The organism is Paenibacillus sp. SEL3 (assembly GCF_054602585.1).
The window spans coordinates 6,431,708-6,447,136 of the sequence record NZ_CM137725.1 but is presented as its reverse complement, the minus strand read 5'-3'; the positions used below and the strand labels follow the sequence as shown (position 1 = coordinate 6,447,136).

Below are 15,429 nucleotides of genomic sequence, written 5' to 3'. Positions count from 1 at the left end.
AATTTTATGTTACGGATCAGTCAAAGCTCCATCTTCGGATGGGGCTTTATTGTATTTCAAGCTGAGTCTGCCAGAAGCGAAAAATGAATAAATGATTATTGAGCTGTGAAACATTGTGAAATATATGTTATATAATATAACTTAAATTTAATCGTATCACCATATATTTCTTATCTAAATTGATCATAACATAAAAAAGAGTGTTTAGTGTAGCTTTTTTATAGAAAAAAGAATTATTTCACAAGAAAATCTGATATATATGTAATGTAAATTAACATATACATAACTTTCGGTGACTATTTAAAATCATGACCTGAGAGAACCATGGTATCTATGGTATAATACACGTATATTGTTGAAGCGTTTGACTAAATGAATTTACAAAGGAGCTTTCGTCGGGAGAAGGCTCCTTTTGCATGAGGCCGGGATACCTGTGTTTTCATTAATATCCATGTATATGTATGATTCATGGAGGAGAAACAGAAGGCCGTCAGGAAGGAATGGAGTATGAATGAAGACGTTGATTATTGCTGAGAAACCGGATATGGGACGGACGATTGCCGCTGTTATGGAGCCGCGGGCTAAAAATAACCGTACCTATTTGGAAGGGGAGAAATACATTGTAACCTGGGCGATCGGGCATTTACTGGGTTTGGCTGAGCCGGATGCATACGATGCTAAGTACAAGCGATGGAATATTAAGGATCTTCCTATTATCCCTGAGCAGTTCAAAATTGTACCGAATCCGAAAACAAAAGATCAGCTGAAAATGATTGGTGAACTGGCCAAACGCTGCGATGCCATCGTAAATGCTTGTGATGCTGGACGGGAAGGGCAATATATTTTTGCGTTAATCCAACAGCAATTAAAGTTGCGTCAGCCAGTTAAGCGACTGTGGATTTCAGACTTGACAGCGGAAAGTATTGCGACAGGCTTTGAACGATTGCGAGATGCTTCGGAGTTTGAATTTCTGACTCAAGCTGCGCGGGCACGAAGTGAAGCGGACTGGCTGATCGGCATGAACGCTTCCAGAGCGTTCACAACACGACATAACACACTGCTGTCGGTAGGACGGGTGCAGACTCCCGTGCTGGCACTGATTCATGACCGGGAAAAAGAAATTGAGGCATTTCAGTCTCAAACCTTCTATGACGTGTGGGCAGAATTTAAGCAAGATCAGATCAAGTACAAAGGTGCGTGGCAGGGGGATAGGCTGACGAAGCCAGAGGAAGCTGAGGAAATCGCTGCGGCTGTTCGCGGAAAAATAGGTAAAATCACCAAATATGACACCAAGCAGACAAAAGAGTATCCTTTTAAATTGTACGATTTAACGCTGCTTCAACGCGAGGCGAATGCCAAGTACGGTTATTCGGCCAAAAAAACACTGGATGTGGCACAAGCGCTTTATGAGCGCCACAAGGTCATTTCCTATCCGCGTACCAATTCTAACTATGTGACAGAGCAAAATATAGACGGCATGCACAAGGCACTACGGATGCTGGGTACAGGTCCTTATGCTGATCTGGTCCAACAAGCCAACCCCAATTTGGTTCATAAACAGAATAAATCGGTCTGCAATCCATCTCGTGTTGAGGATCACCATGCTATTTTGCCGACATTAAAAAGGCCAGGAACACTAAGCAAAGAAGAGCAAAATGTATATGACCTGGTTATTCGCAGGTTTTTGTCGCATTTTTTTCCGCCTGCTGAATACAAAATGCATACCGTAATGACACAGGTGGACAAGCATCTGTTTAAAACAAATATTAAAGAGCTTCTTTCCTTGGGGTGGAAAGTAGTTTTAAGTAAGGTTGATCAGGATAAAGGTAAAAAGAGCAAATCACCGAAAAAAGAAGATGAAGAGGAAACGGACGAGTGGACGGACAAGAAGTTTGAGATCGATGCAGGGCGTCCCGTGGATTGTGTTCGCGCCGAGATGAAAGAAAAGGCGACTCAGCCCCCTAAAAGCTACACGGAGGGTACATTGCTTAAGGCGATGGAAAGCGCGGGTAAACAGATGGAGAATGAGGAATTGCGTGAGGTCATGAAGGATGCCGGTTTAGGCACACCTGCGACGCGGGCCGCCACAATTGAACGATTGAAAAAAGTTGGCTATATTGAAATGAAGGGTAAAAAGATTCTTATTACGGAAAAAGGAAAGATGGCTATTGACCTGATCCGTCATGCTGGGGTTGATCTATTAGCCTCCCCGGAGATGACAGGTCAATGGGAACGTCGCCTACATCAAATTTCCAAGGGTGAGGCGGCTCAAGAGAAGTTTATGGAGAACGTTAAAAGATTTACGTTGTCCATCATTGATAAGGTGAGGCAGCAGCCGCCGGCTCCGGCAAATGCCTTTGGTGAGGAAGCAAGGGGGAAGCGTGCGGTTGGAAAAGAAGGCGCACGTAGTGCGCGTGCGAGCGGACGCACCGCCGCCAAAGGGGTGGGGCGTGCTACATCAGGACGCGGTGGCAGCGCTGGAAGCGCAACGCTAGAGCAAGCAGCACCACCAGCACGCAGCTCTTCCGACGGATCCTCAGGCATTTCAGGAAGCCAAAGGCAAGCTTTAGGTAGCTGTCCACGCTCTAATTGCGGCGGAAGCATTATTGAAGGGCGTAAAGGGTATGGGTGCAGCCACTACAAGCAGGGTTGTGGTTTTGTCGTCTGGAAGGAATATGCTGGAAAGCAGATTACCGAAACGATGCTCAAGTCCTTGTTGACGAAGGGACAGACGCAATTGTTGTCTTTTAAGCGTAAAGATGGATCGACCGTCAAAGCGCGAATTGTTCTGAATGAACCTGGTACAGGACAACTTAGCGTTCGAGAGCAATCCTGAGACAGGGTTTAGACCAATACAAAAAAAGGACCCTATCCGAGGGTCCTTTTTTGTTGGTGCAATTGTATGCTTTCGTGGATAACCCGTGGTACTTCCGTTAGCTTCTGTATCGTATACATCACGGAGTTCACGTTTTTTTGCAGTTCAACCATATTGTAAATCCATTCCTTAGGCTGCTTGAGATATACAGCATGAATACCTGCGGCAAGGGCTGGAGAAACATCAGTGCGCAGAGAATTCCCGATCATCCAGGTGATGCTTCGGTCCAAGCGATTCATCTGGATGATTTCTTCTAGGGCTTTGACATTTTTATGCTGGCGAATGTAGATGCGGTCATCAAAGTAGGTAGCCAGTTTCATTTGTTCAATCTTTCTTTCTTGAATGATCTGCTCACCGCCAGTATACAGATGGAGGGAATGCCCTGCTTTTTGGAGGGAGTTCAGCGTTTCGACCATGCCTGGATATGGTTCGATTTCCTGTTCGTACACACTTCGGCCAAGAGAGCGAAGCTCCTGCTCTTCCCGAGAATCGAGACGGCGTCCGAATTGTTCCGAGAAAAATTGGTACGTATCTATCAAAGATTGTGGGAAATGCTCGCTGGCAAAGCCTACTTGATGAACTCCAGCCACATCAATTTCGATTTGTTTTTCACGAATCGTATTTTTCGTTAGATTATGAGTTGCAAACCATTCCTGAAGCAAATCGAAAAAGTGGTTGAGGATCAGGTCAAAATACTTGTTGCAGTGGACTAAGGTGTCATCAAGATCAAATAAAATGTGCTGCTTCGGATACGACATGATGCATACTCCTTCCAAGCCAAAGCTTTAACGCTGCTTCGGTTATAACTAAAAGTACAATTCAAATTACAATCCAATATAGGATTCCAAAAATACCTGTAAATCAGCCGCGCCATCGGGACGGATGCTGAATCTTTCCTTATGATAACGTCCGATGTGAATTCGGAGCAGACCAGCGACTCGTAAAATCATCATATCAGACATGAGTGTATCTTCCAAACGGCTCAAATCATGGCGCATATCTTCGAGAGACTTAGGACCTTGAGCTACATAACGCAGAATTCGTAGCCGCTGCGGATCATTAACCGCACGAGTGAGCCGTAGCAGAAGCGTAGGCGGTTCTTCCTCGCTCTCCTCGGGGATATCTACTGGATACTGGATCAGCAGTGTGCGGGTATAAAAACAGTATGAATTAATCGGGCGATTATGGACAACTGGAAATAGGACTACTGTATCCAGGTCTTCCATGTGTGGCACGACTAGTCCAGCTGTCGCATATTCAACCAGTGCTTCCGGTTCCATTTTACTCAGCAGCATGCGCTTTTCCGCAGCGTCTTCTTCTGCCAACACACGCAGTTCGCCTTCCAGGGCCCGAAAATAATCACGATCCCACAATCTGAGGAGTGGTGCGTATACCTTACGAATGCGTAAAGATTCTTCAAAGGTTAAAAAAGGGATATGCGGAACGAGCAACTCAAACATATCTTTATCCGGACCGTGGTCCAAATAAGAGATATAATCAGATATTTCATCTGATTCCGGACGAAGTAACGCCCAAGCATAGAGTGCGTCATAATCGCTAAAAGGGCAATCCTGAGCTGTAGCCAGCTCAGTACGAACTTCATGTTGTAGTCGTGCATCTACCTTGTCGATCCATTCATGGCCCAAGTCCATATCTTGAACCCACTTTTTAGTCACATAGGCCATGAAGCTGCCGAGCAATTCATAAATTGGAGAAGTGTCTATTTTAATTTGATAACTCATGGAACCCAATGCCTCCTATTCTGTCTTCTAGCCCAGAGCGGTGAACGTAATTAAGCCCGTCCATAAGCAAAACATGAGCATTTTAATGATTGCTCACTTATTTATTATGGCTTGTTCTGCCAGGGATTGTCCACTATAATATGAAATAGTGCGTTGTGACGTGAATGGGTTCGGATTGAACATACGAGGCTCCTTAACCGAAGGAGTCGGATACATACCAGACAAGCTCTTTCCGTAAAATCGTCATCTCAGATGGCGATTTTTTTCTTCTATTCTTTAATACACTAATTACACCTGAATTTGTATATGTGATTTGCCGGTTTTGCAGGACGGCATGGAATACATAGTGATAAGAATTATTATTGATTATGGAATCAAATGCAAATCATTTCTTAACATTGATTTTTTTATTATTTTATTTGTTCGATCAGGAGGAGCTAGGATGTCGTCGTCGTTACGGGTTCATTATTTTATTTTAATTGCTGTTATTATTGTTGCCGGATTATGCCAAGGTTTATTATTACCTATTCTGTCAATCTCGTTGGAACAAATGGGAGTTTCATCTTCACTAAATGGAATGAATGCGGCTGCTCTGTATATTGGTTCATTTGCAATGACGTTGGTGGCAGAACGGACATTGGGCTGGTTAGGGTTCAAAAAGCTGATGGCCGGTGGGCTTGTGCTAGTGCTCATTACGCTGCTGCTGTTTCCGCTAATCCCTGATATTCGAGTATGGTTCATACTGCGTCTGCTAGTAGGTATTGGTGACAGTGCATTGCACTACTCTGCGCAGCTATGGATATTGCTGGTGACTCCAGCAGAGAAGCGAGGCCGCAACATTTCCTTTTATGGTATGTCATATGGTCTGGGTTTTGCATTAGGACCATTGGGATTATGGCTACTTGATTATGGAATGCTGGTTCCATTTGCTGCGTTGGCCTTATTGTGCTTGCTTGTTTTGCTGTTGGTGTTAATTAAGCTGCCGGACTCCAGACCAGAGAAGCTGGAGTCCGAGGCGCGTCCCACTCAAAGATTTCGTCGCAGCTACAGCTGGGCATGGTACGCTCTTTTGCCTGCATTTCTATATGGCTATATGGAAGCGAGCCTGAACAGTAACTTTCCAGTCTATGGCCTGCGTATTGGCTTTCATACCGATGAAATCGCCGCCTTGCTGCCGTTCGTCAGTTTGGGAGGGTTAGTTCTGCAGCTGCCGCTAGGGATATTGAGTGACCGTTGGGGACGTAAAAAGGTGCTAATGAGCGTAGGCATAGCAGGGGGAATGACCTTTATGTTGCTACCATGGAGCGGCAATCATTTTATGTTCACTTTGATATTGCTGACCCTAGCAGGTGGTTTAGTAGGCTCCTTTTTCTCCCTCGGTTTGGCCTACGCCGCTGATCTGTTGCCCAAATCATTTTTAGCAGCCGCGAATGTACTGGCATCCTTTCATTTTAATCTGGGAAGTGTGATCGGACCTAATATTAGCGGGGGGTTGCTGGACTTTGGAACTCAAGGCAGCATGTTTCTTCTCCTTGGTGGTAGTTACATTGTTTTCGGATTGTTAGGTTTGTTTTCCAGAAAAAGAGTAACGGCGGTTTAAAACTGCGGTTTGCATGGTATTTGTTTCACATTTACTATAAAATATAAACAGTATTGATGGTGCGCAAAGGGGAATCACTTAGATGATTAAAATTCGGAAGCTGACCAAACAAGTGGGACCTGAACGGACCCGGCTACTTCGAGGAATTGATGCTGAAATTCATCAAGGCGAATTCATAGCCATAGTGGGGCCAAGTGGAAGCGGCAAAACGACGCTGCTTCGCTGTCTTGCTTTACAAGAGCCATGGGATGAAGGCAGTTTAATTGTAGGTGGCAATGATGTGCTGAAATCCGGTTGGACTGGCAAGATGAAAATAAAGCGGGAATGGGCATACCTGGAGCAAAACCCGCATCTAAATATGAATCGAACCGCTCTTAAAAATGTGCTCATTGGCAGATCCGGTCAAACTCCAATGTGGAGAATGGTGACCGGTATGGTGCGTTCCGACGATTATATGGGAGCGATGGACGTACTGGAGGATCTGGGTCTGCTGGATAAGGCGCATGATAAATGCGACAAGCTCAGCGGTGGCGAGCGGCAGCGGGTAGCGACTGCGCGTGCTCTCGTGCACGGAGCTAAAGTTATTTTAGCTGATGAGCCTGTAAATGGACTTGATCCAGCTTCGGTAGCGCATGTATTGGAGACTTTTCGCAAGCTGTGTTCTGACGAGCGGGTGACGATCATGACTGTACTGCCGTTGGAAATGGCTGAACGCTTTGCTTCCCGTATATGGGGGTTGAATGATGGTGAATTGGTGTTTGATATTCAGGGAAGACGATTGACACAAGCGGAAAAGAACAAATTGTGAAGGGGACGGCAAGAGAAGTGAAAATAATGCTGTTGAGAATGGTGACTGGCTGCTGTTCCTTGCTGCTCCTTGCTGGATTTTTAAGCGGCTGTAATGTTATTAGCGATCCCATTTCGCTGATGGAGACACCGACGATGTCTGACGAGAAGCAGGAACTGAATGGTGCAGTGAATACGCAACTAGGGGCGGTACAGCCTTTAAGGCCGAATGATCCAGATGACCCGACGCCAATTCGAACGGGTGATTTGAACAATGATGGCACAGACGAAGCAGTGCTCTTTTATGAAACTCCAGATGAGAGCGTAAAAATACATGGTGCCTTGTTCGAAGATCAGGGCGGAACGTGGGTAAAGAAGCTGACGTTTGATGGGGAAGGAACTGTGCTGGAGTCATTTAAGCTCGTGGATTTAACGAATGATGGAACACTCGATATTGTAGCGGGTTTTTCCAGCGGAGATAGTGGCGATGGCGGGGACCAGAAGGGACTCATCGTGTATTCCTATACCGGAGGAACTCTGGAGAAAATATATGCTACAGGTTATACGGACTTCGTCGTAGATGATTTTAAGCATAACAAGATGGACTTAAACGGGGATAAATTGAATGATTTGACGATTATCACGCTGCGACGTAATGAATTCTTTACAGTTAAAACATTCCAATTCAGTGGGGGAACCTTTAAGGAAATCGGATCGTTGGATTTGGACAGTCAGGTCTTAGATGTCTATAATGTCGTTGCTGGCAAGGTAGCCGAGGGTAGGCAGGGGATTATTATAGACACCAAAATTGCCCAGACCACTACCGTTTCCAATGTTATTGTGATGGATCACGGCAAGCTTAGGAAGCTTAATCTTATGGATGTCACCTTCAAGGATGCGACCATCGCCAGTGGTGATGTGGATGGTGACGGTATTCTGGAATTTGGTAATTTGGAGAAGCCTAAAGGTTGGAGTAACAAGCCGCTGGATGAGGTTCCATATTTTGTGTCGTTCTATCAGTGGGACGGGGCGAAAGGAACGATTTTTAAGCAGCAGCAGTATCGTGATTCTAATGAACAGGTCTACTTCAGATTACCGAAAGAGCTGCATGGCAAGGTGACGATTGATCCGAAAGTTTCGAAGAAGGACAGCTATTTGCGCTTTATTTTGGATGATACAGACAAAACGATAGCGGAAATTAAATTTTTCTCGTTGTCACAATGGGAGCGAAACAACGAAGGGTATAGCCAACTGTGGCGAACGAATGCGCAGGTCATTGGCATTAAGCGATCCAGTGAGCTGGAACCGCGTAAAACCATTAAAAACAAGTTGGGGGAAAGGCAGGTAGAGTAGAGTGAGTAAAGTTTTAATCATGGAAGACGAGGAATCCATTCGCAGCTTTATCGTCATTAATTTGAAACGTAACGGTTTTGAGGTGCTGGAGGCGTCGGAAGGGCATGAGGCTCTGAATATTTTGAACACGGTGCGGGATATTGATATTGCACTGCTTGACGTAATGGTGCCCGGTATGGATGGTTTTGAAGTCTGTCGGAGAATCCGGGAGACGAATGAGCGCATCGGCATTATCTTTCTCACAGCGAAGGTACAGGAGCAGGATAAGGTTTATGCCTTGTCTGTAGGGGCCGATGATCATGTGAGCAAGCCTTTTAGCCCAACGGAGCTGATTGCACGTATTCAATCGTTATTGCGTCGGGTGAATGTTCATCGTGAAACAGCAGCCAAAGTGTCCTTCCAGTCTGGACCGTTCACCCTAGATTTGATTGCTAAGCAATTTAAGAAGAACGGGCAGCTGATTGAGCTGACACCGACTGAGTTTTCCCTGATTCAATTTTTTCTGGAAAAAGAGAACACGCCGCTCAGCCGAGATGTTCTACTTGATCACGTATGGGGCAAAGAGTATATGGGCGATCCGAAAATTGTAGATGTGAATATCCGACGTCTTCGGCAGAAAATTGAAAACAATCCATCCGAGCCGGCTTTTTTACAAACAGTTTGGGGACATGGATATAAATGGAAAGGTCAGTCTCAATGATCAAAAAGGGAATTCGCCGACAGATTGTGCTTCACTATTTTTTCGTAGTGTTCTTAGCGCTTCTGTTAGTAGAAGTCATTTTTATGTTTGCACTCCGGTCGTACTATTACGATTCCATTTACAAACATATCGAAAGCCGTATCGAATCGGTAAGTGAATTTGCACCCAAATTTAAAGAGCCGGAACAGTCTTTGCAATCGTATTTGTTAAATACATTTTCTCTGCCCTTTACTGAACTGCAGTTGCTCGATGAACAGGGAAATGTAATTGATAACTCAACGAATTTTGCAGCAGATCTAAGTGTGCAAACAAGTGATGTGACACAAGCATTAGCTGGGGATACGGGCAAATGGATCGGAAAGCAACCGAGCACGGGGCAGCAGGTGATGGCGGTATCTCAAAAACTGGACAATATCGTCGGAGACCAGGTGTACGTTATTCGGTATACAACCTCGCTGGAATTGGTAAATGATAAGCTGTTTACGATTACGCTGTTTTCTCTTGGCATCATGGCAGCTGTACTGGTTATTGTATTTGTGGTCAGTACAGGGCTCGCGAATTCCATTGTTAGACCGATTAATAATATCCGCGATGTATCTGCTCAGATGGCTCAGGGAAGGTTTGATACACGCATTGAAGGCGATTATCGGTATGAGTTGGGTGAACTGGCTTCGACACTGAACTATATGGCACAGGAAATTGTCAGAACAAATCAAATCAAGGATGATTTTATTTCATCTATATCTCATGAATTGCGTACTCCGCTTACATCTATTAAGGGTTGGAGTGAAACGTTAAATTCTGGCGGCTATGACCCCGAAGAGACGAAAATCGGGATGAAGATTATCTCTAAAGAGACGGATCGGCTGATTGGCTTGGTGGAGGAAATTCTCGATTTTTCCAAGCTGGAGCAAAATGCCATGAAGCTTGTAATGGGAACGGTAGATCTTCGGGAGCTTTTGCAGGAAATTATGCTGAACGTATGGGCCAAAGCAGAAATGAAGCAAATAAAACTTCAGCTTGATTCGGAAGAAGCGGCATATTTCGTCCATGGAGACGGTAACCGTCTAAAACAGGTATTTTTGAACATTGTGGATAATGCTATCAAGTTTTCGCATGAAAGCTCAATTATTTTTCTGTCGCTTCAACGGGTTGATGGCAATATCGAGATATCCGTACAAGATACAGGAATTGGAATTAGTGCTGAAAATCTTGCCAGAGTAAGAGACCGCTTTTTCCAGGTAGACCACCAAAACGGTGGTACTGGACTGGGATTGGCAATCTCACAACAGTTTGTCGAGCGCCATCATGGTCAGATGCTCATCAGAAGTGAACTGGGGGCTGGCACCACTATTACGGTTTCATTACCTGCTCTGCAAGCAGAGCAATCCGTGGAACCACCACAACTCACTGAAGAATAGATTTAAAGCCTACTTATAGGTGCAATTAGAAAAACAGCCAGTCCTCTTAAATCGGGAGGGCTGGCTGTTTTTGATTTGGGGTAACGTTATGAAGTAAAACCTTCGGCACGCAAGCGTGTATTGCGCTCGTAAGCTTCTTTCAGCATACGTGTAGTTTGCGGCCGTACCGCCATTTTACCAAATACCACTTCATTGGGTCCGATGACCATAATTTCGCCCGGACTGCCTTTAATGACAGCACCATCGCGAATCACAGCACCTTCACCGATAATCGCATGTTCAATATGGACGTTACGTCCAATGCGTGTGTCCGGCATAACGATACTTTCTTTGATGGCTGATCCTTTACCTACCTCGACACCACTAAATACAACGGAGCGTTCAATTCGGCCCTCTACTTGACAGGAATCATGCAACAAGCTGCCCAATGGCTGCGTTTGACGGTTAGGTACCTTTTGTGCGCTCAACCTTGTGCGGCGTTCACGTGTATACATCGGCCAATCCTTACGTTGAAGGTCGATCGCACAATTCTCGTGTAACAAATCCATGTGTGAATCCCACAGGCTTTTAACGGTACCTACGTCCTTCCAATAGCCCTGGAATTCATAAACGTACAAGGATTCTTGATCCGCTAACATTTTAGGTATGATATCTTTACCAAAATCATGACTGGATTGAGCATCCTGTGCGTCTTCTAACAGGTAGTTTCTCAAGTAATCCCATTTGAAAAGATAAATACCCATAGAGGCCAAATTACTTTCCGGTTTCTCAGGTTTCTCTGCAAATTCTATGACACGTAGATCTTCATCCGCACTCATAACACCAAAACGGTGTGCTTCATCCCAAGGTACCTCCATGACAGAAATGGTAGCCGCAGCTCCTTTTTCCTTATGGTGGTTCAGCATTTCGCGATAATTCATATAGTAGATATGATCACCGGATAAAATAAGCACATGCTCCGGATTTTGGCTGTCAATATATTCAATATTCTTATGAATAGCATCTGCCGTTCCTAAGTATTCAGCGTTACCTGTGTTGTAAGATGGAAGCAGGGTAATTCCTTTGTCATCTGTTTTTGTAAGACCCCATGGTGTTCCATCCCCGATATGTTCGTGCAAGGATTCTGCCTCATATTGCGTCAGTACACCTACAGTATCAATGTCTGAATTTACGCAGTTACTGAGAGGAAAATCGATGATTCGGTAATGACCGCCAAAAGGTACGGCGGGTTTTGCAATCGTTGAAGTAAGGGGAGCAAGACGGCGTCCCTCTCCGCCTGCCAGCAGCATGGCAATGCATTCTTTATTAAACATTTCGTTTCCCTCCCGGTTTAGTTGTCAGTGTAGTACATACATAAACGGTATGGGGTACTCTTGAAACCATTAGGTATATAAGATTCCCCAAAAACTAAGGTTTATTTTTTTCCTAGTCATTTTTCTGTTCATTGTGGCTAGAATGGGGTAATAACTCAAGTCAGCTTTGAGCCAAAAGCGAATGCATTACCGATTCATACATTTTTACTTACAAACATATAAGGGTGGTGACGTGATGACAGACCAAACTCTTCCGCAACAGGCTATTTCATCGGAAGATATTTATTTGTTTCATGAAGGAACGCTTTATCACAGCTACCGATCTTTGGGTTCCCACCTTACTGTGGAGAACGGAGAACAGGGCGTCCGTTTTACGGTCTGGGCTCCTCATGCTCTCCATGTCGGGCTTGCTACAGATCGCAACAACTGGAATGGGGAACAGGATTCCTTATATAGGGTTCCCAAATCCGGTTTTTGGAGTCGTTTTTTTCCGGGGATATCCCAAGGAACTTTTTACAAATACGACATTACGGGTGCAAACGGTGAACGATTTCTGAAAGCAGACCCTTACGCGGTACGTGCTGAAGTGAGACCGGCAACGGCTTCTGTGGTAGCTTCTATAGATGGTTATACTTGGAACGATGCGATTTGGCGCCGAAAACGTAGAGCACCGTATGGAAAGCCTCTACACATATATGAGCTTCATCTGGGCACTTGGAAGCAAAAAGAAGATGGTACGTTTTATACATACAGGGAAATAGCTGAGCTTCTTGTGCCTTATGTGACTGATATGGGGTATACACATATTGAACTGATGCCGCTGAGTGAACATCCGTATGATCTTTCCTGGGGCTACCAACTTACTGGATATTTTGCACTCACAAGCCGTTATGGAGAACCGCATGATTTTATGTATTTGGTGGATCGTTGCCATCAGGCGGGAATTGGAGTGCTGATGGATTGGGTCCCAGCCCATTTTGCAAAAGATGCTCATGGATTAAGGCTGTTTGACGGATCGCCCCTGTTCGAATATGCGGATCCGCTGATTGCGGAAAAGCCCGGCTGGGGAACGCTGACGTTTGATTACAGCAAACCGGAGGTGCGTTCTTTCCTGATATCTAATGCGTTATTTTGGATGGATATGTACCATATTGACGGCCTGCGCGTAGATGCTGTGACGAGTATGCTACGGCTGGATTTTGAAAAGCAGGACGGTCAATATCGTTTTAACTCTAAGGGAGGTATTGAAAATGAGGAGGCTATTGCCTTCCTTCAACAACTGAATGAAACAGTATTCCGCTATTATCCGTATGCTCTGATGATGGCAGAGGAGTCCAGTGCCTGGCCTATGGTAACTTCCCCGGTAAGCGATGGAGGACTCGGTTTTAATTACAAATGGAATATGGGCTGGATGAACGATACGCTTGATTATATCGAAACGAATTTCGATCAGAGACCGGAGCGCCATAATTTGCTGACATTCCCCATAGCTTATGCGTACAGCGAAAATTTTACACTGCCATTGTCGCACGATGAGGTTGTTCATGGTAAGAAGTCGCTGCTTGATAAAATGCCAGGTAACTATGAGCAAAAATTTGCCGGGCTTCGAGCGCTTCTCGGTTACCAACTCACCTCGCCGGGCAAAAAGCTATTATTTATGGGAGGGGAATTCGGCCAATTCATCGAATGGAAGGATGAGGAGCAGCTTGACTGGTTTCTGCTGGATTATGACAGTCACCGTTCGCTGCACGCTTTTACGAAAGCGCTGAATCATTTGTATATTCAGGAAAAGGCACTATGGGAACTGGATCATTCGTGGGATGGATATCAGTGGATTGAGGCGGAGGACCGTGGGCAGAGCGTAATTACGTATTTACGTAAAAGTAAAAAGCCAGGAGATACATTGGTCGTGCTTATTAACTTTCAGCCCGTACCGAGAGAGAACTACCGAATTGGGCTGGAAAAGGCCGGGAGTTATATCGAACTGCTGAACAGTGATCATAAGGACTTTGGGGGAAGTGGCCAGCTAAATACCGGAATGATACGGACCGCCCGTATTCCTTGCCACGGTCAGCTTCACAGCTTGGAGGTGACTATACCACCCCTGAGCATCGTTATACTCAAGAAAGCGCCTCGGAGGCCTAAAAAAGCAGATTAACCACATAAGGAGGAAGCATATATGAACATTTTGTTTGCGGCAGCAGAAGCACATCCATTTATTAAAACAGGCGGGTTGGCTGATGTCATTGGCGCACTGCCGAAGGCACTTCGTCAGGCGGGGTGCGACGTCCGAATCATTTTGCCTAAATATGCGGGGATTCCCGATACTTATAAAAAGTCTCTACGTCCGGTAGCGGTAAAGCAAGTAGCCGTAGGCTGGCGTAATCAATATTGTGGAATAGAGGAACTGACATTAGACGGAATCAAGGTTTATTTTATAGACAATGAGTATTACTTCGGTCGTGACGGTATTTACGGTTATATGGATGATGGCGAACGCTTTTCCTTTTTTAACCGAGCGATTTTAGAAATGCTGCCTGAACTGAACTTTCGGCCGGATATTTTGCATTGTCATGATTGGCATACAGCAATGGTTCCGCTGCTTCTGAATGCCGATTATCGACATTTGCCCTTCTACAGCGATATTCGCACGGTGTTTACCATACATAATCTGCTGTATCAGGGGGATTTTCCGTATGAGGTCTTAACTGAGCTGCTCAACCTGGATGGGAGCTATTTCACCTCCGAGGGTGTGGAGTATCATGGCAGACTGAATTTTATGAAAGGTGGGCTTACGTACTCGGATCATGTCACGACCGTGAGTCCGACCTATGCAGAGGAGATTCAAACGGAATTTTACGGATATGGGCTTGAGGGTCTGCTTCGTAAATTGGGAGATCAGGGTCGCTTAACAGGGATTGTGAACGGAATTGACACCAAAAGCTATAATCCTGCTACGGACAATCGTATTTATACGAAGTACCGAACGAGTCTGACAAAGAAAAAGGAAAACAAAATTGGTCTGCAAAAGGAGCTGGGTCTGCCGGTACGGCCGGACGTACCTATGATTGCCATGGTAACCCGACTTGTAGATATGAAGGGGCTAGATCTGGTAACGAGAGTGCTTGATGAAATCTTGTATTATGATGATATCCAGTTTGTCGTTTTGGGAACAGGGGATCCGGCTTTTGAGCATTGGTTCCGTGAGGCAGCGGGACGCTATCCACTGAAAATGTCGGCGCAGCTTGCTTTTAGCGAACCTCTGTCACGAAAAATATATGCGGCAAGCGATATGTATCTTATGCCATCAAGGTTTGAGCCTTGCGGGATCAGCCAACTGCTAGCGCTTCGTTATGGAAGTATCCCTATTGTGCGAGAAACTGGGGGCCTTAACGATACCGTGCAGGCTTACAATGAGTCTACAGGGGAAGGAAATGGATTTAGCTTCACGAACTACAATGCACATGATATGCTGAACACCATTCGTCGTGCTGTTCATTTTTATCGCCAATCTGAGCATTGGTCGAAGCTTACACAGACGGCTTTCGCAGGAGAATATAGTTGGGATGTTTCAGCCGAAGCGTATATGGATATTTACCATTTGCTCACAAAGACGGACTGAACGGAGTAGGAACACCA

General features: G+C 45.2%; 11 protein-coding genes. 8 read left to right on the top strand and 3 right to left on the bottom strand.

Going from position 1 to position 15,429, the window contains the following annotated elements:
• Positions 1–511: 511 nt before the first annotated feature.
• Positions 512–2,836, top strand: coding sequence for a type IA DNA topoisomerase (locus ACYCS5_RS28985; protein ID WP_459760574.1), 2,325 nt, complete (start codon positions 512–514; stop codon positions 2,834–2,836).
• A gap of 32 nt (positions 2,837–2,868) precedes the next feature.
• Here the strand turns inward: ACYCS5_RS28985 and ACYCS5_RS28980 are convergent, their stop codons facing one another.
• Complete coding sequence (locus ACYCS5_RS28980) at positions 2,869–3,633, bottom strand: HAD family hydrolase (RefSeq protein ID WP_459760573.1); 765 nt, start codon at positions 3,631–3,633, stop codon at positions 2,869–2,871.
• A 66-nt stretch (positions 3,634–3,699) separates the two neighbouring features.
• The gene (locus ACYCS5_RS28975) at positions 3,700–4,617 is read right to left on the bottom strand and encodes an ArsR family transcriptional regulator (RefSeq protein ID WP_459760572.1); all 918 of its coding nucleotides are present in this window, start codon (positions 4,615–4,617) and stop codon (positions 3,700–3,702) included.
• A 442-nt stretch (positions 4,618–5,059) separates the two neighbouring features.
• Between ACYCS5_RS28975 and ACYCS5_RS28970 the strand changes: the two genes are divergently transcribed.
• The 5 genes from ACYCS5_RS28970 to ACYCS5_RS28950 all read left to right on the top strand — a co-directional run bounded on the left by ACYCS5_RS28970 (position 5,060) and on the right by ACYCS5_RS28950 (position 10,477).
• Positions 5,060–6,217 (top strand): MFS transporter, encoded by a 1,158-nt coding sequence (locus tag ACYCS5_RS28970; RefSeq protein WP_459760571.1) that lies wholly within the window; start codon positions 5,060–5,062, stop codon positions 6,215–6,217.
• A gap of 82 nt (positions 6,218–6,299) precedes the next feature.
• The gene (locus tag ACYCS5_RS28965; protein WP_459760570.1) at positions 6,300–7,025 is read left to right on the top strand and encodes a phosphonate ABC transporter ATP-binding protein; all 726 of its coding nucleotides are present in this window, start codon (positions 6,300–6,302) and stop codon (positions 7,023–7,025) included.
• On the top strand, positions 7,022–8,356 hold the full coding sequence (locus ACYCS5_RS28960) for a hypothetical protein (protein ID WP_322252736.1): 1,335 nt from the start codon (positions 7,022–7,024) through the stop codon (positions 8,354–8,356). The genes ACYCS5_RS28965 and ACYCS5_RS28960 overlap by 4 nt, the downstream gene beginning before the upstream one ends.
• 1 nt (position 8,357) lies before the next feature.
• Positions 8,358–9,056 carry a response regulator transcription factor gene (locus tag ACYCS5_RS28955; protein WP_007432526.1) on the top strand — a complete coding sequence of 233 codons (699 nt, stop codon included), beginning with the start codon at positions 8,358–8,360 and terminating at the stop codon, positions 9,054–9,056.
• Positions 9,053–10,477, top strand: a complete 1,425-nt coding sequence (locus ACYCS5_RS28950; protein ID WP_029517454.1) for a sensor histidine kinase — start codon at positions 9,053–9,055, stop codon at positions 10,475–10,477. The genes ACYCS5_RS28955 and ACYCS5_RS28950 overlap by 4 nt, the downstream gene beginning before the upstream one ends.
• An 86-nt stretch (positions 10,478–10,563) precedes the next feature.
• Here the strand turns inward: ACYCS5_RS28950 and ACYCS5_RS28945 are convergent, their stop codons facing one another.
• Entirely contained in the window at positions 10,564–11,790 is a 1,227-nt protein-coding gene (locus ACYCS5_RS28945; RefSeq protein WP_459760569.1) for a glucose-1-phosphate adenylyltransferase, read from the bottom strand.
• A gap of 235 nt (positions 11,791–12,025) precedes the next feature.
• Here ACYCS5_RS28945 and glgB point away from each other — a divergent pair, with 235 nt between their 5' ends.
• Both glgB and glgA read left to right on the top strand, forming a co-directional pair.
• A complete protein-coding gene (gene glgB / locus ACYCS5_RS28940) occupies positions 12,026–13,948 on the top strand; it encodes a 1,4-alpha-glucan branching protein GlgB (protein WP_029517456.1) in 1,923 nt (640 codons plus the stop codon).
• A gap of 21 nt (positions 13,949–13,969) precedes the next feature.
• Positions 13,970–15,412 (top strand): glycogen synthase GlgA, encoded by a 1,443-nt coding sequence (gene glgA, locus ACYCS5_RS28935; RefSeq protein WP_029517457.1) that lies wholly within the window; start codon positions 13,970–13,972, stop codon positions 15,410–15,412.
• The last annotated feature ends 17 nt before the right edge of the window (positions 15,413–15,429 follow it).

Coding starts and splice junctions, on each gene's coding strand:
- ACYCS5_RS28985 (WP_459760574.1), top strand. CDS start 512: ATGAAGACGTTGATTATTGCTGAGAAACCGGATATGGGACGGACGATT.
- ACYCS5_RS28980 (WP_459760573.1), bottom strand. CDS start 3,633: ATGTCGTATCCGAAGCAGCACATTTTATTTGATCTTGATGACACCTTA.
- ACYCS5_RS28975 (WP_459760572.1), bottom strand. CDS start 4,617: ATGAGTTATCAAATTAAAATAGACACTTCTCCAATTTATGAATTGCTC.
- ACYCS5_RS28970 (WP_459760571.1), top strand. CDS start 5,060: ATGTCGTCGTCGTTACGGGTTCATTATTTTATTTTAATTGCTGTTATT.
- ACYCS5_RS28965 (WP_459760570.1), top strand. CDS start 6,300: ATGATTAAAATTCGGAAGCTGACCAAACAAGTGGGACCTGAACGGACC.
- ACYCS5_RS28950 (WP_029517454.1), top strand. CDS start 9,053: ATGATCAAAAAGGGAATTCGCCGACAGATTGTGCTTCACTATTTTTTC.
- ACYCS5_RS28945 (WP_459760569.1), bottom strand. CDS start 11,790: ATGTTTAATAAAGAATGCATTGCCATGCTGCTGGCAGGCGGAGAGGGA.
- glgB (WP_029517456.1), top strand. CDS start 12,026: ATGACAGACCAAACTCTTCCGCAACAGGCTATTTCATCGGAAGATATT.
- glgA (WP_029517457.1), top strand. CDS start 13,970: ATGAACATTTTGTTTGCGGCAGCAGAAGCACATCCATTTATTAAAACA.